A 22583-nucleotide genomic window follows, 5' to 3' on the forward strand; every position below is an offset into this window, starting at 1 on the left:
CTCATACTAAAATACTATTAAAAAATTGCCAAAAAATTATAGCCGTAAAATGTACCATACAAGGTGGTGCAATACACAATTGTTAAATATACCTGCGGGGCTAGTAGCGCAATACAGCTATATGTACATTTGTGGTTATGAAAAGATCAGGATCAGCCGACTTACCATTGCATGGCGGGCATGTGCCCCCGTGGCTTTCTGAACGGATGGCCAAACTTGGGCTGGCTATTGTAGAAACTATTGCTATAGAGTTTGGCACCAATGCTGTTATAAGCAAGCTGGCCAACCCCTTTTGGTTTCAGAGTTTTGGCGCTGTAATGGGTATGGACTGGCATTCGTCCGGTATTACAACATCTGTTTTGGGCGCGCTAAAGCGTTCGGTCAACCCACATGCAAAAGAATTGGGTATTTATATTTGCGGCGGTAAAGGAAAGCATTCAACCAAAACCCCTGGTGAGCTTTTGGCTGTGGGAGAGCGTACCGGGCTTAACGGTATTGAACTTGCCGGTTTAAGCAAGCTAACGGCTAAAGTAGACAACACCGCCATACAGGATGGTTTTCAGCTTTATCAGCATAATTTTATTGTAAATACTAATGGAGAGTGGTGTGTAGTACAGCAGGGCATGAATAACCTTACAGGCACGGCTCGCCGCTACCACTGGCACAGCCAAAACCTTGAGTCTTTTATAAATGAACCTCACACCTTTATATACGGGCAAAACCAGGGCACTATACTAAACCTTACAGCGGGTACAGCAGCACCCACGCGAGAAAAAACACTAACCATAGCAAGAGAACACCCTGAAAAAATACTTAAAGAAATAAATCACCTTATGTTACCTAACCACCATGATGTAAGGATGAAAGATGTAAATATGAAACGCCTGGGTGCCATGTTGTGGACGGCACATGAAAACAAGCCCGAAGATTTTGAAGGCCTGCTGATGCTTAAGGGTATGGGGCCGCGTACTATACAGTCTTTAGCATTGGTAAGTGAGGTTATATACGGAACTCCTACGCGTTTTGAAGATCCCGCACGCTTCTCGTTTGCACACGGCGGTAAAGATGGGCACCCTTTTCCTGTGCCTGTAAAAGTGTTTGATGAAACTATTGCTACACTGCAAACAGCAATAAGCAATGCCAAAATTGGCAATAGTGATAAAATGCATGCCATTAAAAAGCTTTCAGAACTATCAATGGATGCTGAGAAGAGTTTTACACCCAATAATAATTTTGAGGCACTGATAAAAAAAGAAAGGGATGAATCGTATAAATACGGGGGAAGAACTGTTTTTGGTATGGCAAAACCTCCGGCTGCTAAGCCCAAAAAAGACGATCCGGGGCAGTTAAAGCTTTTTTAGCTCTATAATACCATCTTCACCATCCTCCTGGTATTTATAAAATATACGGCCAATAAGGGTACTGAGCCTGTTTTTATAATCTTCAATAAGCCATTCCCTGTAGTTTTTGGTAGTTTTAGAGAGTAACTTAGCATATTCTTTTACACGGAATTCAATATCGCCATCCAGTTCCCGTGCAAGTTTTCGTGCTTCCGGTATGGATTCGGTATTTTCAATACACATAAAAGCATGTTGGCGTATAGATTTTTCTATAACCATTTTAGGCTTTTGCTTTTGCTCTGCCATCAGGCGAAATTCCTCCTCCATATCAAAGCTTATATCTGCTGTTTTGCTGAATTTTTCACGCAGCTCATCAGGCATGGTATACGTATATTGGCTTTCTATTTCAGCATCGGTACGTATATTCTCTAAAAACTGTTCTGGGTTCTTAAAAATATAATGCCAGTCTATCGGATCGCTCCACAACCCAAAACGCCGCGCATTGTTACCCAGGTCAATTACTTCAAAAGTTTTCTTTTCGGGCAACCTGCGGGAGCCCCTCCCTATCATCTGGAAATAAAGGGTAAGCGAGCGTGTAGCGCGGTTAAGTATAATAGTTTCTACCGTTGGCTCATCAAAACCCGTGGTAAGTATAGAAACGGATGTTAGTATAGCATCAGGGGTTTTCCTGAACCAGCTTAATATTTTGCGGCGTTCCATTTCCGGCGTGCGGTTATCAAGATGTTTTACAGGCAAGCCTGCGGCCCGGAATGTTTCATACACATATAATGAGGTATTGATACCATTATTAAATATAAGTGTTTTTTTTCCGGAAGAACGCTGCAGGTAAGATTGAAGCAATAAATCCTGCATGGCCAGGCGCGAATACAGTTCGTCTGAAGAGCCTACGGTGTAATCGCCGTTAATCCCTATTTTTAACGATGTCAATTCTACATCATAACCATACATCACAGCTTCTGACAGGTACCCCTTATCAATAAGCGCGCGTATGGGTTCGCCCACAATAAGGTCGTCATAGGTTTCATGCATAGGCAACTCTATATTAGAACTTAAAGGAGTGGCCGTTACACCTAAAATCAATGAGTTTTTAAAATAGGCAAATAATTTACGGAACGAGTTATAATGCGCCTCATCAACAATAACAAGGCCTATATAATCCATTTTAAATTTTTTGTCTTTAAGGCGGTTGTTAAGGGTTTCCACCATTGCTACATAGCAGTCAAAATCATTATCATAGGGCAATTCTTTCACGCCACTATCTATAATAGTATTTTTTACCCCAAAGCCGGTAAGCATTTGAGATGTTTGCTTGCTAAGTTCAATCCGGTGGGTAAGCACCAGCACTTTACGTTTATAATCCTGAAGATACCTCCGGGCTATTTCCGAAAAAATAACCGTTTTGCCCCCGCCTGTAGGCAGCTGGTATAATAAATGGTAATTATCCGGCTTTCCTTCCAGTTTGGCAAATATTGCATCTATGTCTTTTTGCTGATAATTATACAGCTCTTTCCTTTCCCCTTCGTCTGCTCGCATAGTTTTTATTGGCTAAACCACAAAAATAGCCATTTTAATAGCATTATCAAGGTTAAAAAATTATAATTATTAATGTTTTAATGAATTTGTTAAACATTCGGTAAAGCCTGATTTATAGAGCCTATATTTTATTAATTTTAAAATATGCACAATCTGACTATACCAGACTACAATAAAATAACAGTTACCGAAGCTACTTCCCTGCAAAACAATTTAAAGGGCCGGCTGCTGCTTACTACAGGTACAGCAAATATAACTACTATAGCCGGGGCAGATATTTCGCACAACAAGTATGAAGAAACCGTTTATGCAGGTATTGTAATACTATCCTATCCCGGTATGGCTTTAATATCATATTCGTTAATACAGTCAACAACAAAATTTCCTTACATACCCGGTTATCTTGGCTTTAGGGAAGTGCCGGCGCTCTTGCAGGCCTGGCAGCAAATACCCGTAAAACCAAATGTAGTAGTGTTAGACGGACAAGGCATAACGCACCCTCGCCGTATGGGCATTGCCAGCCATTTTGGCCTTTTAGCCGAAACTGCCGCCATAGGCTGTGCCAAAAATATGCTGTTTGGCGAATATCCGGCACTGGGTAATGAAAAATTCAGTTACAGCCCAATTACTAAATACAATGAATTGCTGGGCTATGCACTCCGCACAAAAGCCGGGGTAAAGCCGGTTTTTATATCGCCCGGGCATAAAATTAGCGTTGAAGACAGCCTTACTATAATGACAAACTGCGTTAAAAAACACCGTATACCCGAACCTACCCGCCTGGCACATGATTATGTGAATTTACTGCGCACAGGCAAACTGTCAGCTGGTTTTCATAAAGTTGATATACAGGAAAGCTTATTCTGAAGGTTATTCAAAATTATCATAAACCTGCTAAAAATCATAGTGGTTATCCCACTTTTGGCGTAGTGTTTCCTTAAATATGGCGGTTAAACGCACTTTGAATTCAGCAGCCATACCATTGGCAATAATATATTAGGCAGCCTGGTTTATAAGAGTTATACATGCTTTTGTAAAAAGAAGTAAACGTATAGGTTTCTCGGCTGAATATTGCTGATGTATTTACGAACTCAACCTAACAAAGCAGGCTTTATCTTATAATTAAGTGTCGAGAATAAATAAACCCACCTCGTTATTATTTATGCTTAAAATGTTATATTTAGAGAAACAAACTCACTGGCAAAAGTTATATATACTTCATGATATATGAGTTGGCGGTCATTTAAACAAAAATTGATGATTGGAAAAATATATTTGATTTTTTCACTTATAATATCGCTTTTATTGCAGTAAATTGAATAAAATCAGTATCAAAGAAAATAAATCAAAAATTACTAATACAGAAAATATTAAAAAAGAAAAAAACATGGACAAGCCGCTAGTAATGGAATTTGATTATAATGTTCCAAAAAATGACGTGTGGGAAGCGATGACAAATCCCGAAAAAATGAAAATATGGTATTTTCCTCAACTGAAAGAATTTGAACCTAAAGTTGGTTATGAATTTAAATTTGAAGATAGAAATGATGAATATCGAAAAAAATGGGGTGTAACTAAAATTGAAAAACCTAACACATTTGCCCATAATTGGTCTTACAAAGGTTACCAAGGAGAATCCGAAGTTACATTCGATTTAATTGCAACGCATAATAGAACCAAAATTAGAGTAACTCATACAGGACTAGATAGTTTTCCAAATGACCCACATTTTAAAAGGGAAAGATTTGAATGGGGATGGAATAATCTACTTGGCAAAAATTTAAAAACACTTTTAGAGAACGATTAAAAAAAAAACGAACCGCCAATAATACTATCCCTTACCCGTCTGGCACATGATTATGTAAACTTGCTGCGAACCGGAAAATTATCTCCCGGCTTTTACAAGGCTAATATCCAGCAAAGTTTATTTTAAGGCGCTTACTCAAAATTATCATACACCTGTTCAAAATCATAGCGGTTTTCCCAACGCTGGCGCAGGGTTTCTTTAAATATTGCGGCTATCCGGCTTTTATATTCAGCAGCCATACCATTAGCCGTAACATATTCGGCAGCTTGTTTATACGAGTTATACATGCTTTTATAAAAGGAACTGTACCGTATGGCCCTTTCGGCTGAGTATTGCTGTGCTATCTCAATATTATAAAGCATAATATCAGCAATAATAAACGGGTCTACACCAAGCGATAAAAAATGCTTAATATATTTTTGGGCTACAGAGCGCCGCAATTTCGCCCGCTTACTTTTTACAGGAAAATACTCGTTGGCAATTTTAAGTTTTGCCTCCTGCTCCAGCTTATCCTCTTTAGGGTTAAAAACAAAATCGTAATACGCCTTTACATCCCCAAACTTTTCATATAGAGAAATGAGTTGTTCTTCCAGGGCTTCTTTTGGCAACGAGGCCACATATTTTTTTAACTGTCTTTTCATAACGTTGCAAAAATAGGATAAAACAATGGTAAGGGCTAATACAGGTAAAGTGAATATTTCACACTTATTTTTTAAAACTGACAAACATAAAACGTTATAGTATATGGTTTTATTAATTTAAAAACTATTTTTGGAATACAAACCGTAATAAAACAAACAAATGGAAACAAAAATAGCTAACCCGGCACCCCTGGGTTTATTAGGCTTTGGTATGACAACTATTTTACTGAACATACATAACATGGGGTTTTTCCCGCTGAGTTCGGTAATATTGGCAATGGGTATATGTTATGGCGGTACGGCACAGATAATAGCCGGAATCATGTCATTTAAAAAAGGAAATACATTTGCTGCAACCGCTTTTACTTCATACGGGTTTTTCTGGCTGTCGCTGGTTGCGGTATGGTTGCTACCCGGTTTGGGCATAGAAGCCGCACAGGCTACCCCACCCGACTTTTTAGCCTGGTACCTGGCAATATGGGGAACCTTTACCGCGTTTATGTGGTTTGGCACCTGGGGTAACAGTAAAGTACAGCAATTTGTATTTCTTTCGCTTACCATTTTATTCTTTTTACTGGCTATTGCCATTTGGATGCAAAGTGAAGATCTCCATAAAATTGCAGGGCTTGTGGGCGTAATATGTGGCAGTAGTGCCTTTTACCTTGCCGTTGCCGAAGTACTTGAAGAGGTTAAAGGACGTAAAATATTGCCTTTTTAAACTGTAAAAAGTTTATAGTTATAACAAACTAAAAAGAGCCGTATGAAATAAATCATGCGGCTCTTTTTTAAATCTGTAAAGCTTTCATTACCTGTTGTCCTGCTGTGTTGCTGACCGGTTTCCGCACGAGTGAGTACGCCGGCGTTAGTTTGGTATGCCCTGTACGAACGGGTGGAAAGTTCAGGGCCCGTTACAACCTCCTCAGCAGGCTGACAAACCCGTCGTCTTCGTTTCGACAGGCAATGCTAACCTTTTTGATAATGTAAAATTACACATCACAATGCTCTAATTATCTTAAAGGCATGGTAAGGTTTTGTTACAAGGGGTTAAAGTTTTAGTGCTGGTTGATAATTGGCAGTCGTCGGGTATTTGATTAAAGCTACTCCCTTCTCCTTTGGTGAGGGGCCGGGGGTCAGGACTTAACGGAACAAGTTATTCGCAACAATAAAACATTATCCGGCAATCATTACTTTGTTAAAAATTGGTTTACAGTCTTTCAGGGTAAAAAAATATACAATAGCACTTTCAGTTTTTTCATCTTCGGAATAAAATTCATAATTCAGGGCTAAAATAAGTTCATCTTCCTCGTAGTATTCAGCCTGCATAAAATATTCGGTACGTACATCGGCACCACTCTCAATTATATGCGGGGTAATAAATTTACCCTTTTCAAAAAGCTCTTTCGGCTTAATTTTGAGGAGTGCATTAATAAAATGCGGTGTAAAAATTAGATCAAAATGATTATCATAATCTGCCTCAGTAAACGGGTCATTGTATTTTTTACCTTCATAATTACCTTTACTTTTGGCAATTAGCGACCAAACCTCTGAATTTAATACCGGAAAGCTGAAATACTGCTTAAACTCTTCCTTATTCCCACTATATAAAACATCCCGTAATTCCTTAAATTTTTCAATGCAATGCCCAGCGTCATTACTCTTAGCAGCAACTGCATTTTCAGGTTGTACAGATTCATTAACGGGGTTATGTTCCTTATGCTGGCAACCCAAAAACAGAAATTGACAAATGATAAATAAGGCAATGCGTTTCATAATTTTATGATTGATTAGTAACCGTAAATTTATATGAAAAATTAAAATAACAACACAATATGGCTCCCCCTATCCTTTGGAGAGGGGGCGGGATAAGGACGGATATATAATTCCGAGGCATGACAAAGCAATAACTTCAACTTTTACTTATGTTTTCCTAATATTGGGTTTAATTCTTTAGCCAATTCATTTTCAAAAAAACTTATTAAATCTATCATTTCAGGTTCAAACTCTAAAACTGTTAATTTAACTGATAATTTCAATTCCTGAGTCCAATAATAAAGTTGTAGGCCTTGCGTGCCTTTAACTTTATAGAAACCCAAGTGCTGAATTAATCGACCCCACATGCCTCTTTTAACTTTTCCTACATATAGAATATTACTATTAGGAACTTTTGATTTGATTGCGGGAATTGATTTGGAGGCCTCAGTTGTGGCATATTTCTGTATTTCAGTAATTATTTCTTGGGGCAAATGTCCGGATGTAATCGTAAAATAATACAGGCAAGGGCCTTCAAATTTCATTAGTTTCGTAAACAAATCTTTAAACTTATCAGAATATCTAATATCAACAAAATTATAATCTTCTAATGTTGAGCAATCAATATAAAACTCTCCAATATTTTTAATTCCGTTTTCGATAAGATTGTTAAGTAATATAACAGATTTTTTACTTGTGTTTTTAATAAAACTGTGTATATCTACTTTTTTTTCAGATAAAATTTTTTCCATAATTGTTGATTATATTTTCCAAATATATAAAAAACACCAATATCTTTTAACAATCCCTTACCACTCCCCTAACCCTAAAATCTTCTCAAAAATCAGTACCTTTGCGTTTTGCACAAAAACTGCTATGCTAAATACCGAAGATACTATAGAAGTTCTGGGCGCACGCGTCCACAACCTTAAAAATATAGATGTTACCATTCCCCGCGAAAAACTTGTTGTGATAACCGGTTTGTCAGGTTCTGGTAAATCATCCCTCGCTTTTGATACCATTTACGCCGAAGGCCAGCGCCGCTATATAGAAACTTTTTCTGCCTATGCGCGCCAGTTTCTTGGTGGGCTGGAGCGGCCTGATGTAGACAAGATAGACGGCCTTTCGCCCGTTATTGCCATTGAGCAGAAAACCACCAGTAAAAGCCCCCGCTCTACCGTGGGTACTATTACTGAAATTTACGACTTTCTGCGCCTGTTATATGCCCGTGCTTCTGATGCGTATAGTTACGTTACCGGAGAAAAAATGGTGAGTTATAGCGACGACCAGATTAAAGGCCTCATAATAGAAAAATATAACGGTAAGCGCATCAACATCCTTGCCCCTATTGTGCGTTCGCGTAAAGGGCATTACAGGGAGCTGTTTGAGCAGATAAGCAAGCAGGGGTTTCTTAAAGTACGTGTAGACGGTACGATACGCGATATTGAAAGCGGCATGAAACTGGACCGCTACAAAACTCACGATATTGAAATTGTGATTGACCGCCTGGCTATTAATGAAAGCGAAGACACCGATAAGCGCCTTTCGGAAAGTATAAAAACAGCCATGCACCACGGCGATGATGTGATGATGGTGATTGAGCACGAAAGTAACGAGCCACGTTTTTACAGCCGTAACCTTATGTGCGCCACAAGCGGCATCTCCTACCCTAACCCCGAACCGAATAACTTTTCATTCAACTCGCCAAAAGGGGCGTGTGATAATTGTAATGGTTTGGGTACGGTAAATGAAATCAATGTAAAAAAAATAATCCCTAACCCTAAGCTTTCCATAAAACAAGGGGGCTTTGCACCGCTGGGCGAATATAAAAACAGCTGGATATTTAAACAGTTAGAAGCCATAGGCCAAAAGTTTGACTTTAAAATAACCGACCCGATTGACAACATTTCTCCCGAAGCGATGGAAATGATACTAAACGGCGGTAAGGATAAATTCACCATCAATAGCAAAACCCTTGGTGTGAGCCGGGAATATAAAATTGATTTTGAGGGTATTTCGGCTTTCATTAAAAACCAGTATGACGAAAATGCATCAACAGCAATAAGGCGTTGGGCAAAAGAATATATGGACGAGGTAGAATGCCCCGTTTGCCACGGTACACGCCTTAAAAAAGAGTCACTATACTTTAAAATAAACGGCCTCAATATTGCCGAGCTTGCCAATATTGATATAACCGACCTGGCAGCCTGGTTTAACGACCTTAATAGCAACCTTTCAGACAAACAAAAGGTTATAGCTAACGAAATAGTAAAGGAAATTAAGGCACGCCTTGGCTTTTTGCTTGATGTTGGCTTAACATACCTGTCTTTAAACCGCGGTTCAGGTACACTAAGCGGTGGCGAAGCGCAGCGTATAAGGCTGGCTACGCAAATTGGCTCACAGCTTGTGGGGGTATTATATATACTGGACGAGCCGAGCATTGGCCTGCACCAGCGTGATAATGAAAAACTGATACGCTCTTTAGAACAATTACGCGATATAGGCAATTCTGTTATAGTAGTAGAGCATGATAAAGACATGATTGAACGTGCCGATTATGTTATAGACATTGGCCCGGCAGCGGGGCGCTTCGGCGGACAGATAGTAAGTAAAGGCACCCCTGCCGAACTGCATAAAGAGCACACGCTTACCGCAGCCTACCTTAACGGTGAAAAAGAAATTGCCATACCTGAAAAACGCCGCGAAGGCAACGGAAAAAAATTAAAACTCTCCGGTGCAACAGGCAATAACCTTAAAAATGTTTCGGTTGAATTTCCATTAGGCAAAATGATTTGTATTACAGGGGTTTCTGGTAGCGGCAAAAGTACCCTGATAAACGGAACACTGTACCCTATACTCAACGCCCATTTTTTTAATGGTGTAAAAAAACCGGCACCGTATAAAAAAATTGAAGGCCTTGAGCATATCGATAAGGTAATAGATATAGACCAAAGCCCTATCGGGCGCACTCCACGCTCTAACCCAGCAACATATACTGATGTATTCAGCGAAATACGCAGGCTGTTTACCCAAACCCCCGAAGCCATGATACGTGGCTACAAACCGGGGCGTTTTAGTTTTAACGTTAAAGGCGGGCGTTGCGAAACCTGCGAAGGTTCAGGGTTACGGGTTATAGAAATGAACTTTCTGCCCGACGTATATGTAGAATGCGAAACCTGCCAGGGCAAACGCTTTAACCGCGAAACGCTGGAAATCCGTTACAAGGGCAAGTCCATTGCCGATGTGCTTGAAATGACGGTTGACGAAGGTGTGGAATTTTTTGAAAACATACCTAAAATATACCGTAAAATTAAAACCATACAAGATGTAGGCCTGGGCTATATTACCCTGGGGCAGCAAAGTACTACCCTTAGCGGTGGAGAGGCACAACGCATTAAACTGGCCAGTGAGCTTTCTAAAAAAGATACAGGAAATACGTTTTACATTCTGGACGAGCCTACTACCGGCCTTCATTTTGAAGACATACGTGTGTTGATGGAAGTGATTAACAAACTGGTAGATAAAGGCAATACTGTGCTTATTATAGAGCATAATATGGATGTGATTAAGCTGGCCGACTATATTATTGACATCGGTTATGAAGGTGGTAAAGGCGGCGGACAGCTTATTGCCAAAGGCACTCCCGAAGAAGTGGCAAAAAACAAAAAAAGCTACACGGCACAGTTCCTTAAAAAAGAATTATCTTAGCAGGCTGTTCAGTTATCAGCCGAAAAAAAATAATGCGAAATAACAGGCTAACAATTTTAAACCTGAAACCAGACCCGAGGCGATAGCCGAACGGACGAAGTAAACAAAAGAAAAATGTCAAAAGAACAATATAGCAGCGAAGAAGAACGTATACACGAAAGGTTAAAACAAAAACCATGGAATGAGATACGCAGTAATGATTCCTGGGCTATTTTTAAAATAATGTCAGAGTTTGTTAATGGTTTTGAAACCATGGCACGCATAGGCCCCTGTGTTTCTATTTTTGGTTCAGCACGTACCAAGCCCGAGGATAAATATTACCTGTTAGCGGAAGAAATTGCCGAAAAAATAGCCAATGCCGGTTATGGTGTAATTACCGGGGGCGGGCCGGGTATTATGGAGGCCGGTAACAAAGGTGCCAGCCGTGGCACGGCGCCATCGGTAGGTTTAAATATAGAACTCCCTTTTGAGCAGCATTTTAACCCCTACATAAGCCACGATAAAAACCTTAATTTTGACTACTTTTTTGTGCGCAAAACCATGTTTGTTAAATATTCACAGGGCTTTGTAGTAATGCCGGGAGGTTTTGGCACCCTTGATGAACTTTTTGAGGCCATTACGCTTATACAGACAAAAAAAATAGCAAAATTTCCCATCATACTGGTGGGCAGCGAATTTTGGGGCGGATTGATTGACTGGATAGAAAATACCATGATCAATAAATTTCATAATGCCAGCCCTGATGACCTGAAACTTATAAAACTGGTAGATACTTCAGAAGAAGTTTTACAGGTTATTGAAGGGTTTTATAAAAAATACAGCCTTAGCCCAAATTTTTAATGCCGCGTTGTTAACAACAATACAATTTTATAGGCCAAATTAAGTTATAGTAGCAGCCAGGTAACCATATAGCAAACAAAGCAAATTATTAACTAAGTCAAATTGAAAAAAAGGCTATTATTTTTATTTTCTCTGTTTACAATACTGGTACAGGCGCAACACCATAACAGGATTATGGCTGATGTAGATTATGCCTCTAAAACTATAACGGTAAGGCAGGATATTACCTATTTTAACCAGACGGAAGATACACTTAGTAAAATTATCCTGAACGATTGGGTTAATGCCTATTCCTCTAAAACCTCTCCCCTTGCCCGGCGTTTTTCAGATGAATTTGTAAAATCGTTTCACCTCGCTAAAGATGAAGATAGGGGCAGTACCACAATAGCAAATGTTGTAGACCAGAATGGGTTGTTTTTAACCTGGAGCCGCCCGGATAAACATCCTGATATTGTTACTATACACCTTAAAAATCCAATATATCCAAACCACAAATTTACCATAAGCCTTACTTATACCGTTAAAATTCCTAATAACCGTTTTACCCATTTTGGTTATGATGAAAAAGAAGGAAAATGGTATTTAAAAGACTGGTATCTTACCCCCGCCAGATTTGAAAACGGCAATTTTGTAGTATACAGCAACGAAAACATTGATGATATTGCCAATGCCGCATGTAATTATGAAGTAACGCTTACCCTGCCAAAAGGGCTATCGGTTACTACCGACCTGCATAACGCAAATAAAACGGATAAGGGTACAACTGATGAATATTACCTGCGGGGTAATAACCGCATGAATTTTGAACTTGTACTGGAACAGCAAAACAGTTTTGAAACATTCGGTTTTAAAGGCGTACAGGTAAACTGCAACCTTAAAGACCAAAATATAAGCGGTATAGAACGGGCTGCAATCATCTCTAAAGTTGTCAGTTACACCTCAGAAAACCTTGGTAAGTTCCCTAATGAAAAACTACTGGTTACACAAACCAATTATGACCGTAACCCCGTTTATGGGCTCAACCAGCTACCATCATTTTTAAGACCGTTCCCTGATTCTTTTATATATGAAATAAGGTTTTTAAAAACCTATCTCGAAGCTTATCTCAAAGCATCCCTAAAGCTGGATCCCCGCAAAGACAACTGGATATATGATGCCATAGAGATGGAACTTATTATAAAATACATTCAGGCTAACCACCCGGATATGAAAATGATGGGGTCGCTTGGCGAATGGGGTATTTTAAAAGGCTATAACATTTTCAGCATAAAAGTTAATGACCAGTATGACTATGTGTACCTTTTAATGGCGCGCAGAAACCAGGATCAGCCAATCGGAGATAAAAAAAATACCTTTTTAAAATTTAATGCCCAAATTGCCGGAAAATATAAAGCAGGCTTAAGCCTTGATTATTTAGACAACTACCTTGGCAATAATACCATAGCAAAAAGCATAAAACAGTTTTACAGCCTTAACACCGATAACCTACAGGTAAGCCGTGAAGATTTTGAACAGATACTAAAAACCAACAGTAATAAAAATATCAACTGGTTTTTTACTACTATGGTGCAAAGTCGCGATATTATTGACTATAAATTTAAAGAGGTAGATAAAAAAGGGGATTCACTGCAAATTACCATAAAAAACAAAACCGGTACTTCCGTGCCCATACCCTTATATGGCTTAAAAGACGATAAGGTTATATTTAAATACTGGCTTAATGATGTGGATAAAGACAGTACTTTTACCATACCAAGAAATAATGCCGACAGGCTGGCTTTAAATTATAATAACGAAGTACCCGAATATAACCGCCGTAACAACTGGTATAACCTTAAAACCTTTGCCTTTAATAAGCCTGTAAAAGGCACACTGCTCAGGGATATTGAAAACCCTAAATACAACCAGTTTTTTTATGTCCCCAATTTTGTATTCAATTTATATGATGGGGTTTCCCCTGGTTTAAAAATCAATAACAAATCCATCATAGAAAAGCCTTTTATATTTGACCTCACCCCAACCTATTCGGTAAAAACAAAACAGCTTATCGGTTCTTATTACCTTATGTACAACCAGTATATCCGCGATGGTGAATTATATAATATCCGCTACAGCACATCGGGGTCTACCTACCACTATGCTCCCGATGCCCGGTATATAAAATTTACCCCGGCCATACAATTTCGCATGCGCGATGAAAATTTAAGGTCTAATAAAAGAGAATTCATCACACTACGATATGTATCTGTAAACCGTGAAAAATCTGCATTTTTGGCAACTGAACAGCAAAATGAAAATTATTCCGTTTTCAATGCCGCTTATAGCAAATACGAAAATGAAATTACACGCTATTATGGTTTTAATACCGATGTGCAGATAGCCAATGCTTTTGGAAAACTTTCGGGCGAGCTACAGTTTAGGAGGCTTTTTAACGATAACAGGCAGATAAACCTGCGTTTTTATGCCGGTATGTTTATGTACCGCGATACACAATCAGAGTATTTTAGTTTTGGGCTGGACCGCCCTACTGATTACCTGTTTGATTATAATTTTTATGGGCGAAGTGAAGCCACAGGAATTATGAGCCAGCAGTTTATACTGGCCGAAGGTGGATTTAAGTCTATATTAGATACCCGCTATGCCAACCAGTGGATGACTACCGTAAACGGAAGTTTCAATATCTGGAACTGGGTAGAAGTATATGGCGATGCAGGGTTGTTTAAAAATAAATATAATAGTGCCCGCTTTGTGTATGACAGCGGCATCAGGCTCAACCTGCTGCCTGATTATTTTGAACTCTACTTCCCCGTATATTCCAGTAACGGTTTAGAGTTTGAAAATGGCGATTACAGTAAAAAAATACGGTTTGTAGTAACCATATCACCCAATACCCTCATCAACTTGTTTACCAGAAAATGGTTTTAGATGTTTGCTTAGCGTATAACTATTAAAAGCAGCAAAATAATACATAATCTTCATTATGTATATCCTAAATTAATCATTTACTAACAATAATATAATAAATTTCAACAGGTATTATATAAGTTGAAATCTTTTGATTAAATTTGTGAATCTACAATCCCGTTTACAATATGACTGAAGCAGAAATTAAGCAGGCTCTTTCTTTTGAAGATTTTAAGGCCGAAGTACTTAACGATTACAAAATTGCCGTACTAAGCCGCGAATGCAGCCTGTTGGGCAGGCGCGAAGTGCTTACCGGTAAAGCCAAGTTCGGTATTTTTGGAGACGGTAAAGAAGTGCCTCAGCTGGCTATGGCCAAAGCTTTTAAAAACGGTGATTTCAGGTCGGGGTATTACCGGGACCAAACCTTTATGATGGCGTTGGGCCTGCTAACGCCAGAACAATTTTTTGCAGGCTTATATGGCGACCCTTCTATTGAAAATGACCCTATGAGCGCCGGACGCCAGATGGGAGGGCACTTTGCTACACACAGCCTTGATGAAAATGGCAACTGGAAAAATCTTACACAACAAAAAAATTCAAGTAGCGACATCTCCCCTACTGCCGGGCAAATGCCAAGGCTTTTAGGACTGGCTCAGGCAAGTAAAGTATATCGCAATGTAAGTGTGCTTAAAGGATTTGAAAAATTTTCAGACGGTGGTAATGAAGTAGCCTGGGGAACCATTGGCAATGCCAGTACCAGCGAAGGCTTGTTTTTTGAAACCGTAAATGCTGCCGGGGTACTACAGGTGCCCATGGTTATTAGCGTTTGGGACGATGATTATGGCATATCGGTACATGCGCGCCACCAAACCACCAAAGAAAATATCTCTGAAATACTGAAGGGCTTTCAGCGTGACGAAAATAATAATGGCTACGAAATCATCAAAGTTAAAGGATGGGATTACCCTGAGTTGATAGCGGCATACGAAAAAGCAGGTGAAATTGCCCGTACTGAGCATGTGCCGGTACTAATACATGTATACCAGCTTACACAGCCGCAGGGCCACTCTACATCAGGTTCACATGAGCGATATAAGGATGCCGACAGGCTGTCTTGGGAAAGTGAATACGATTGTATTACACAAATGCGCAACTGGATTGTAGAAAACAATATATGTACAGAAGAAGAAGTTAGGCAAATAGATACTGATGCAAAAAACACAGTACGCAGCAGCAGGAAAACAGCTTGGGAAGCCTATCAAAACCCCATAAAACATGAGCGCGATGCGCTTATTAGCGTATTAAATTCTATTGCGGCCAAAAGCGACAATAAGGTTTTTATAGACCGTTACAGCAATGATTTAGCTGTACAAAAAGAATTATTGCGTAAAGATTTGCTGGTTACGGCACGCAAGGTTTTAAGGCTCATTGTTAATGAACCGGGTAAAGCCACCCTTGCAAATTGGATAACAAAATATACTGAGGAAGTACAACCAAAATATAGTTCACACCTTTACTCACAGTCAGAAAAAAACGTCTTTTCTGTGAAAGAAATTGCTCCGGAATATGGGGATACCCCTCAGGAAGCTGATGGGCGTATCATTATCCGCGATAATTTTGATGCACTGTTTGCAAAACACCCGGAAGCGCTTGTTTTTGGCGAAGATTGCGGAAATATAGGTGATGTAAACCAAGGGCTGGAAGGTATGCAGGATAAATACGGCGAAACCCGTGTGTGCGATGCCGGTATTCGCGAAGCAACTATATTAGGGCAGGGAATTGGTATGGCTATGCGCGGCCTGCGCCCCATTGCCGAAATACAATACCTTGACTATCTACTGTATGCCATACAAATAATGAGCGATGACCTGGCTACGGTACATTACCGCACTATGGGTCGCCAAAAAGCGCCGCTTATTGTCCGTACCCGTGGCCATAGGCTTGAGGGCATCTGGCATTCAGGTTCGCCAATGGGCATGATTATTAATGCAGTAAAAGGTATTAATGTACTGGTTCCCCGTAATATGACTAAAGCAGCCGGTTTTTATAATACACTTATACAAGCTGATGAGCCTGCACTGGTAATAGAATGCCTTAATGGGTACAGGCTTAAAGAAAAGCTGCCCGTAAATATGGGCGAATTTAATACCCCATTAGGTGTAGTAGAAACCATTAAACAAGGTGCAGATATCACAGTAGTATCTTATGGCTCAACCCTGCGTTTAATTGAGCAGGCTGCCAAAGAATTGCTTGAGGTAGGTATTGATGTTGAAATTATTGATGTACAATCGCTTATACCGTTTGATATTAAGCAAGATATTGTAAAAAGTGTTGCAAAAACCAACAGGCTTTTAGTAATTGACGAAGATGTACCCGGCGGGGCATCAGCTTTTATACTGCAACAGGTAGTAGATGTACAAAATGCTTATAAACACCTTGACAGTAAACCGGATACACTAACCGCAAAAGAACACCGCCCGGCTTATGGTACTGATGGCGATTATTTCTCTAAACCTTCAGCAGAAGATATTTACGAAAAAATATACGATATAATGCACGAAGCACAGCCGCAAAAATACCCGCCATTATATTAGCGGGTATTTAGGTTGTTTTTTTATTTTTTCTCAAGAAATTTTCTGGCCTTTTCCAAATCCTCCGGGGTGTCTATACCAATACCTGCATGGCTGGTAAGCACCATTTTTATACGTTTGCCGTATTCCAGGTAGCGTAACTGCTCCAGCTTTTCAGTAGCTTCAAGGCTTTTCATAGGCAAATGGTAAAAATCCATAAGTGCATGTTTTCTAAAGGCATAAATACCAATATGCCTGTAATACTGCGCTCCGGCCTTTTTATCTCTCGGGTACGGAATTACCGAACGTGAAAAATACAACGCAAAATTACGCTGGTCGGTTATTACCTTTACATTGTTAGGATTCTCAATATCTTCCCACTCACTAAGAGGCATCATGAGCGATGCCAGGTCTATTTCATGGGCGGTGTCCCCTTTAAAAACCTGTAACAGATCTGCAAGCGGCTCTTTATTAATAAAAGGCTCATCTCCCTGCACATTTACCACTACGTCTACATCAAGGGTTTCTATCGCCTCAGCAATACGGTCGCTGCCGCTTTCGTGTTCTTTGATGCTCATTATAGCCTTCCCCCCTGTTGAAAGTATCTCTTTATAAATTATATCAGAGTCGGTTACCACAAAAACATCCTCAAACAGGTTGGTTTTAACGGCAGCCTCATAGGTACGGCTTATCACAGGCTTGCCGCCCAAATCCTGCATCAGCTTGGCAGGAAAACGGGTTGACTCATACCGGGCGGGTATTACAGCTATTATTTTCATTTCAATATATTTTAATTCCTCTCCTTCGTAAAGGAAAATAAATGAGATTTTACTCCTCAAAAAAGTCATTTTTAAACCCTATCAGGTAAAGTTTTTCTTTCGCCCGGGTTACTGCCGTATACAGCCAGCGGATGTAATCCCTGTCAATACCGTTAGGCAAATAGGGCTGCTCTATAAATACAGTATTCCATTGACCACCCTGTGCCTTATGGCACGTCATGGCATAGCTAAACTTTACTTGCAGTGCATTAAAATGCGGATTATTTTTTACTTTAAGCAGCTTGCGGTATGAGCTGGTTTCACTTTCATAATCTTTCATAACCTCCTGATAGAGCTGATTTGACTCTTCATAACTTAAAGAAGCTGTTTCACTATGCAGGGTATCCAAAATAAGCACCGTTTCTAACGGGGGCTGGTTAGGGTAATCTACTAAACGTACTTTCACACGGGCAAATTTAAAACCGTACAATTCCTCTATCCTGAAAATTTCCAGCACTTCAATAATATCACCATTGGCAATAAATCCGGCTTCGCTTTTTTCATCCAGCCAAAAATAATTATTCTTTACTACCATCAGGTAATCGCCGCTGGATAATTCACTTTCCCTATCCAGAATTTTAGTACGTATCTGCTGGTTATACTGGTTAGCTCGCTTGTTAGAGCGCACAATAAATGCCGTATCTTCTATACTATAGCTGCTATACGCCTGGTTGATTGCATCCTGAATTTCATACCCATCTATCAGCCTCACCACATCTTTAAACCCCTGTAGACGGAAACGGAACGCATCATAAAAAGCCGATTTCAGCATTTCGCGCAATTCCGTAGCATTATATAATATGCCCGATGTTTCTGCCTGCCGCATTACTTCATCCAGTTCTATATGCTGCACATCCTTAAAATAATGCGTAGTAAGGGAGTTTATATCAAGTGCCGGGCTTAAATCAGAATTTACAGGGGGCAACTGCGCGGTATCGCCTATCAAAACCATCTTGCAGTTAGTGCCAGAATATACGTAAGACATCAAATCATCAAGCAATGAGCCGTTCTCATACATTTTAGATTCTGAAGATGTATCAGATATCATAGAGGCTTCATCAACAATAAAAACCGTGTTTTTCAGCTTATTTTGTTTTAGTGTAAAGCCCATCGCCCCGCCACTCTTTTTTTTAGGGTAATAAATTTGTTTATGTATAGTATAGGCAGGTTTTTGTGAGTATCCTGCAATTACCTTGGCCGCACGCCCGGTTGGGGCCAGTAGCACATATTTTTGTCCCGCTTCGCGCAAGTTATTCACCAACGTAGAAATTATAGTCGTTTTACCGGTACCGGCATAGCCTTTGAGTACAAAAAGATCGTCAGTATTACCCAATACTGTAAACGCCGCAACTTTCTGGAAGAAAATATCCTGTTTCAGCGTAGGGCTAAAAGGAAAATTCTGCATCAGTATTTTATAAAATTGCGGGGGCATCATTACTATAATCTGTTTTTTAATTGTAGCCCAAAGATAACATCATTTTGCGCTTTGGCCCCTGCCAAACCAAAAAAGAATGTAAATTTGTAACAAACCGTACAGGCCACATGAACGAGACGATTACCCAAAAAAATTATCAGAAACTTACCCTTCTGGTAGGCACAGGCAGACTGAGCTTTTGCTGCACTAACGTGTTGGATAACAGTATAAGCAACCTCACCTCGGCAACATTTCCGGCCAATATACCAACAGAAGACGCTTTATGGAAAACGTTTGTAGAGCACCCGGAACTTAAAATGCCGTATGACAATATTATGGTACTGCACGAAAACAGCTTTAATACTTTTGTACCCGATGCCCTGTTTGATGAAAATTACGCTGCCAGCTACCTGCAATACAACACCCAGGTTTTTGAAACCGATTCTTTTGAGTTTGATAATATTGGCCACCAGCATATAAAAAATGTATATGTACCTTTAGTAAATATAAACAACTACCTGCTTGAAAAAATAGGGTCTTTTGAGTTTAAAAACAGTAATACGGTATTAGTTAGCAAGCTGCTTGAAGCTGCCCGTAACAACATTGGTAAACAGGTTTATATCCACATACAGGATGTTCATTTTGAAATAGTTGTAACCGATAATCAAAAGCTTTTGTTTTACAACTCTTTTACATACAACACCCCGGAAGATTTTTTATATTACCTGTTATTTACACTGGAGCAACTGGAGCTTAACCCCGAAACGGTAAGTATAAAATTACTGGGCAAAATTGATGAAGATTCACCATTGTTCAAAATAGGTTATGAATACATACGGAATATAGCACTATATACCCAAACAACTACTAACGGACTTACAGAACACCAAACTCGCGAACATTTTATTTTAATTAACGCATGAGGATAATTTCCGGAAAATTTAAAGGACGAAGGATAACAGCGCCAAAAAACCTGCCCGTACGCCCTACCACCGATATGAGCAAGGAGTCTGTTTTTAATATACTCAATAATTATTTTGACTTTGCCGGACTTAAAGTGCTGGACCTGTTTGCCGGTACGGGCAACCTGAGTTATGAATTCGGCTCGCGCGGGGCAGATAATATTACCGCAATAGATGCCGACTTTGGCTGTGTAAAATTTATGAAACAAACCGCTGCAGATCTAGATTTAAATATAACCCCCATAAAAAGCGATGTATATAAATTTTTGGGCAGCCATAAATCAGTTTATGATATTATAGTAGCCGATCCCCCTTATCATTTTACCCAGGAACAGTTTGAACAAATACCCTTATTAGTTTTTGAAAAAGAGCTGTTAAACACAGATGGCATGATGATTATAGAACACTCTAAACATACCACGCTGGATCATGTCATGAATTTTTCGTTCAGTAAAAAGTATGGCGGCAGTATCTTTAGCTTTTTTGAATTTGAAACTGAAGAAGAACAGGAAGTGTATGAAGAGGAAGAGGATTAATTTATATAATTTAAAAAATGTCATTAGGTAAGAGTATTAGAATATATTTAAAAGATGGAACTGTTTTTGGCATTAAACAAGCCGAAGTTGTAAATCATACAATACAATCTTTATCTTCCCCAAGAAAAAAAATATCAGACTTAAATATTTTATTTCAGAGGGAATTAAATAAACCCGGAGTATATTTTTTAATTGGTGAAGATAGAGGTAATAATTCAGTATATATTGGAGAAGCTGAAAATGTGTGGGAGCGCTTAAAAAGCCATGACACCCAAAAAGATTTTTGGAATGAGGTAATCTTATTTACTAGCAAAGATGAAAATTTAACTAAATCTCATGTAAAGTATTTAGAAAGTAGACTTATTTCAATAGCAATTGATGCGGATCGTTATAAAATTAAAAATTCTAATTCTCCAAATTTAAGTTCTTTACCTTTAGCAGATAAGACTCCATGGAGGATTTTATAATAAATGTTAAAGTTTTAAATGGAGTATTTGGTCATAAATTTCTTGAAAACCCTGTCATTTTAAATAATAAATCAATTGATGATTTTAAATTTACTCAAGAAAAAATATTAGATTCTAATGAGGATACAAATCTCTTTTTAAATGTTAAAGATTTAACTGCCAAAGCTATTCAAACCGATGAAGGAATTGTAGTTTTAAAAAGGTCACAAGTAGCTATAAGTTCAAGAAAATTTGGATATAGTTCTTTAAGAGATAAATTGATAACTGATAAAATTATATCTACAAATTCATTAGGAGAATTATATTTTACTAAAAACTGTCCTTTTAGTAGTCCTTCGGCTGCTGCAGCTGTAATACTTGGTTATTCTGTTAATGGTCGCAATATCTGGAGAAATTCTGAAGGTAAATCTCTAAAAGAAATTGAAAATTATAATATCAAATAAAGCAGGCCTGTAAGCCGGATTCTGTTACTTAATTAAAATTAAGTACCTTATCATTTATCTGGGCGCAACATTGCTGTTACACTCTATCTGCCTACCCCCCGGCATCGGGCGGGCAGCCCTACATATAGCCGGTATACATGGCATTGCACCGCATAGAGTTTACCTGGTTTCACTACAGCATTACCTGTACATACTTTCTGTTGCACTTGTCCTCCCGCGCCTTGCGGCACAGTGACGGGCGTTACCCGCTATGCTGCCCTGTGGTGTCCGGACTTTCCTCCCCACATGCGTGGAGCGATAAGGCGGCCTGCGGGCGCAAAGATAGTCTTTCTTAGTCATAAAGGAAAAAGTCATAGAGTAAAAGTTAAGACCTGAGAAAAGGGTATCATTTTTTTTGACTTAATGACTTTTTCCTTAATGACTTTCTACTAATAATTGTTTAACATTTCATTGGCAGCACGCAAATGGTATTATCAGTAATTTTAATTCTATAAAACAAACTGATAATAAAAATACAGTATCATGGATAAACAAATGTATCATTATGCAACAGTTTCTAAAGCATTAGAAGAACTGGCACAAAAAGGATTTACTACAGATTTTAACCTGGAAGAAGACAGGATTATAAACAGCGATAATTTTGTTATAGAGCACATTTATAGATATGAAGGCGAAAGCGACCCGGGTGATGAAGCTACTGTTTACGGAGTTACCTCGGGTGAAGGTGAAAAAGGCGTGTTTGTGGCTAGCCAGGGCGCTTATGAAAATAGCAATGCAGCACGTAAACTGCTTGACATGACAATACAGGGCCGTAGCGAGAATTAATATAC

General features: G+C 39.1%; 20 protein-coding genes and 1 other RNA gene. 13 read left to right on the top strand and 8 right to left on the bottom strand.

The window, feature by feature from the left end:
- Nucleotides 1–137: 137 nt before the first annotated feature.
- Complete coding sequence (locus ABS766_RS08615; RefSeq protein WP_408084733.1) at nt 138–1361, top strand: DUF763 domain-containing protein; 1224 nt, start codon at nt 138–140, stop codon at nt 1359–1361.
- Here ABS766_RS08615 and ABS766_RS08620 read toward each other — a convergent pair.
- Nucleotides 1347–2894, bottom strand: coding sequence for a DEAD/DEAH box helicase (locus ABS766_RS08620; protein ID WP_408084734.1), 1548 nt, complete (start codon nt 2892–2894; stop codon nt 1347–1349). The genes ABS766_RS08615 and ABS766_RS08620 overlap by 15 nt on opposite strands.
- A gap of 144 nt (nt 2895–3038) precedes the next feature.
- Here ABS766_RS08620 and nfi point away from each other — a divergent pair, with 144 nt between their 5' ends.
- A complete protein-coding gene (gene nfi, locus ABS766_RS08625; RefSeq protein ID WP_408084735.1) occupies nt 3039–3761 on the top strand; it encodes a deoxyribonuclease V in 723 nt (240 codons plus the stop codon).
- Nucleotides 3762–3788: 27 nt separating this feature from the next.
- On the opposite strand, the gene ABS766_RS08630 is transcribed toward nfi, so the two are convergent.
- The gene (locus ABS766_RS08630; RefSeq protein WP_408084802.1) at nt 3789–3887 is read right to left on the bottom strand and encodes a DUF6155 family protein; all 99 of its coding nucleotides are present in this window, start codon (nt 3885–3887) and stop codon (nt 3789–3791) included.
- A gap of 322 nt (nt 3888–4209) precedes the next feature.
- Between ABS766_RS08630 and ABS766_RS08635 the strand changes: the two genes are divergently transcribed.
- Nucleotides 4210–4701: an SRPBCC family protein gene (locus ABS766_RS08635; RefSeq protein WP_408084736.1), complete on the top strand. Its 492-nt coding sequence runs from the start codon at nt 4210–4212 to the stop codon at nt 4699–4701.
- A gap of 131 nt (nt 4702–4832) precedes the next feature.
- Here ABS766_RS08635 and ABS766_RS08640 read toward each other — a convergent pair whose 3' ends face one another.
- Complete coding sequence (locus tag ABS766_RS08640) at nt 4833–5342, bottom strand: DUF6155 family protein (protein ID WP_408084737.1); 510 nt, start codon at nt 5340–5342, stop codon at nt 4833–4835.
- Between the two features lie 160 nt (nt 5343–5502).
- Between ABS766_RS08640 and ABS766_RS08645 the strand changes: the two genes are divergently transcribed.
- Complete coding sequence (locus ABS766_RS08645; RefSeq protein ID WP_408084738.1) at nt 5503–6060, top strand: acetate uptake transporter; 558 nt, start codon at nt 5503–5505, stop codon at nt 6058–6060.
- 452 nt (nt 6061–6512) lie between these two features.
- Here ABS766_RS08645 and ABS766_RS08650 read toward each other — a convergent pair whose 3' ends face one another.
- On the bottom strand, nt 6513–7112 hold the full coding sequence (locus ABS766_RS08650) for a hypothetical protein (protein ID WP_408084739.1): 600 nt from the start codon (nt 7110–7112) through the stop codon (nt 6513–6515).
- A gap of 143 nt (nt 7113–7255) precedes the next feature.
- Nucleotides 7256–7843: a hypothetical protein gene (locus ABS766_RS08655; protein WP_408084740.1), complete on the bottom strand. Its 588-nt coding sequence runs from the start codon at nt 7841–7843 to the stop codon at nt 7256–7258.
- A gap of 124 nt (nt 7844–7967) precedes the next feature.
- On the opposite strand from ABS766_RS08655, the gene uvrA reads away from it, so the two are divergent.
- The 4 genes from uvrA to ABS766_RS08675 all read left to right on the top strand — a co-directional run bounded on the left by uvrA (nt 7968) and on the right by ABS766_RS08675 (nt 17137).
- Nucleotides 7968–10799 (top strand): excinuclease ABC subunit UvrA, encoded by a 2832-nt coding sequence (gene uvrA / locus ABS766_RS08660; protein ID WP_408084741.1) that lies wholly within the window; start codon nt 7968–7970, stop codon nt 10797–10799.
- A 114-nt stretch (nt 10800–10913) separates the two neighbouring features.
- Complete coding sequence (locus ABS766_RS08665; RefSeq protein WP_408084742.1) at nt 10914–11639, top strand: LOG family protein; 726 nt, start codon at nt 10914–10916, stop codon at nt 11637–11639.
- Between the two features lie 102 nt (nt 11640–11741).
- On the top strand, nt 11742–14564 hold the full coding sequence (locus ABS766_RS08670) for a gluzincin family metallopeptidase (RefSeq protein WP_408084743.1): 2823 nt from the start codon (nt 11742–11744) through the stop codon (nt 14562–14564).
- 167 nt (nt 14565–14731) lie between these two features.
- Nucleotides 14732–17137: an alpha-ketoacid dehydrogenase subunit alpha/beta gene (locus ABS766_RS08675; RefSeq protein ID WP_408084744.1), complete on the top strand. Its 2406-nt coding sequence runs from the start codon at nt 14732–14734 to the stop codon at nt 17135–17137.
- Between the two features lie 20 nt (nt 17138–17157).
- Here the strand turns inward: ABS766_RS08675 and kdsB are convergent, their stop codons facing one another.
- Entirely contained in the window at nt 17158–17892 is a 735-nt protein-coding gene (gene kdsB, locus ABS766_RS08680) for a 3-deoxy-manno-octulosonate cytidylyltransferase (RefSeq protein ID WP_408084745.1), read from the bottom strand.
- A gap of 49 nt (nt 17893–17941) precedes the next feature.
- Nucleotides 17942–19366, bottom strand: coding sequence for an ATP-dependent DNA helicase (locus ABS766_RS08685; protein ID WP_408084746.1), 1425 nt, complete (start codon nt 19364–19366; stop codon nt 17942–17944).
- A 107-nt stretch (nt 19367–19473) separates the two neighbouring features.
- On the opposite strand from ABS766_RS08685, the gene ABS766_RS08690 reads away from it, so the two are divergent.
- The 4 genes from ABS766_RS08690 to ABS766_RS08705 are packed head-to-tail and all read left to right on the top strand — an operon-like array spanning nt 19474 to nt 21753.
- The gene (locus ABS766_RS08690) at nt 19474–20268 is read left to right on the top strand and encodes a DUF3822 family protein (protein WP_408084747.1); all 795 of its coding nucleotides are present in this window, start codon (nt 19474–19476) and stop codon (nt 20266–20268) included.
- On the top strand, nt 20265–20843 hold the full coding sequence (locus tag ABS766_RS08695; RefSeq protein ID WP_408084748.1) for an RsmD family RNA methyltransferase: 579 nt from the start codon (nt 20265–20267) through the stop codon (nt 20841–20843). Before ABS766_RS08690 ends, ABS766_RS08695 begins: the two co-directional genes overlap by 4 nt.
- 17 nt (nt 20844–20860) lie before the next feature.
- Complete coding sequence (locus tag ABS766_RS08700) at nt 20861–21310, top strand: GIY-YIG nuclease family protein (protein WP_408084749.1); 450 nt, start codon at nt 20861–20863, stop codon at nt 21308–21310.
- Nucleotides 21295–21753 carry a DUF4357 domain-containing protein gene (locus ABS766_RS08705; protein ID WP_408084750.1) on the top strand — a complete coding sequence of 153 codons (459 nt, stop codon included), beginning with the start codon at nt 21295–21297 and terminating at the stop codon, nt 21751–21753. The genes ABS766_RS08700 and ABS766_RS08705 overlap by 16 nt, the downstream gene beginning before the upstream one ends.
- On the opposite strand, the gene rnpB is transcribed toward ABS766_RS08705, so the two are convergent.
- An RNA gene (gene rnpB / locus ABS766_RS08710) (RNase P RNA component class A) lies at nt 21748–22067 on the bottom strand. The two genes, ABS766_RS08705 and rnpB, sit on opposite strands and share 6 nt — an antisense overlap.
- 208 nt (nt 22068–22275) lie before the next feature.
- Between rnpB and ABS766_RS08715 the strand changes: the two genes are divergently transcribed.
- Nucleotides 22276–22578, top strand: a complete 303-nt coding sequence (locus ABS766_RS08715; protein ID WP_408084751.1) for a hypothetical protein — start codon at nt 22276–22278, stop codon at nt 22576–22578.
- Nucleotides 22579–22583: the final 5 nt, after the last annotated feature.

It is taken from the genome of Flavobacterium rhizosphaerae (assembly GCF_046000445.1).
Lineage (GTDB): Bacteria > Bacteroidota > Bacteroidia > Flavobacteriales > Flavobacteriaceae > Flavobacterium > Flavobacterium rhizosphaerae.

Bases quoted from the DNA above. Each gene is read 5' to 3' on its own strand.
- ABS766_RS08655 (WP_408084740.1), bottom strand. From the start codon at position 7,843: ATGGAAAAAATTTTATCTGAAAAAAAAGTAGATATACACAGTTTTATT.
- ABS766_RS08645 (WP_408084738.1), top strand. From the start codon at position 5,503: ATGGAAACAAAAATAGCTAACCCGGCACCCCTGGGTTTATTAGGCTTT.
- ABS766_RS08685 (WP_408084746.1), bottom strand. From the start codon at position 19,366: ATGATGCCCCCGCAATTTTATAAAATACTGATGCAGAATTTTCCTTTT.
- ABS766_RS08675 (WP_408084744.1), top strand. From the start codon at position 14,732: ATGACTGAAGCAGAAATTAAGCAGGCTCTTTCTTTTGAAGATTTTAAG.
- ABS766_RS08715 (WP_408084751.1), top strand. From the start codon at position 22,276: ATGGATAAACAAATGTATCATTATGCAACAGTTTCTAAAGCATTAGAA.
- ABS766_RS08615 (WP_408084733.1), top strand. From the start codon at position 138: ATGAAAAGATCAGGATCAGCCGACTTACCATTGCATGGCGGGCATGTG.
- nfi (WP_408084735.1), top strand. From the start codon at position 3,039: ATGCACAATCTGACTATACCAGACTACAATAAAATAACAGTTACCGAA.
- ABS766_RS08705 (WP_408084750.1), top strand. From the start codon at position 21,295: ATGGAGGATTTTATAATAAATGTTAAAGTTTTAAATGGAGTATTTGGT.
- ABS766_RS08620 (WP_408084734.1), bottom strand. From the start codon at position 2,894: ATGCGAGCAGACGAAGGGGAAAGGAAAGAGCTGTATAATTATCAGCAA.
- kdsB (WP_408084745.1), bottom strand. From the start codon at position 17,892: ATGAAAATAATAGCTGTAATACCCGCCCGGTATGAGTCAACCCGTTTT.
- ABS766_RS08640 (WP_408084737.1), bottom strand. From the start codon at position 5,342: ATGAAAAGACAGTTAAAAAAATATGTGGCCTCGTTGCCAAAAGAAGCC.
- ABS766_RS08690 (WP_408084747.1), top strand. From the start codon at position 19,474: ATGAACGAGACGATTACCCAAAAAAATTATCAGAAACTTACCCTTCTG.
- ABS766_RS08700 (WP_408084749.1), top strand. From the start codon at position 20,861: ATGTCATTAGGTAAGAGTATTAGAATATATTTAAAAGATGGAACTGTT.
- ABS766_RS08665 (WP_408084742.1), top strand. From the start codon at position 10,914: ATGTCAAAAGAACAATATAGCAGCGAAGAAGAACGTATACACGAAAGG.
- uvrA (WP_408084741.1), top strand. From the start codon at position 7,968: ATGCTAAATACCGAAGATACTATAGAAGTTCTGGGCGCACGCGTCCAC.
- ABS766_RS08695 (WP_408084748.1), top strand. From the start codon at position 20,265: ATGAGGATAATTTCCGGAAAATTTAAAGGACGAAGGATAACAGCGCCA.
- ABS766_RS08650 (WP_408084739.1), bottom strand. From the start codon at position 7,112: ATGAAACGCATTGCCTTATTTATCATTTGTCAATTTCTGTTTTTGGGT.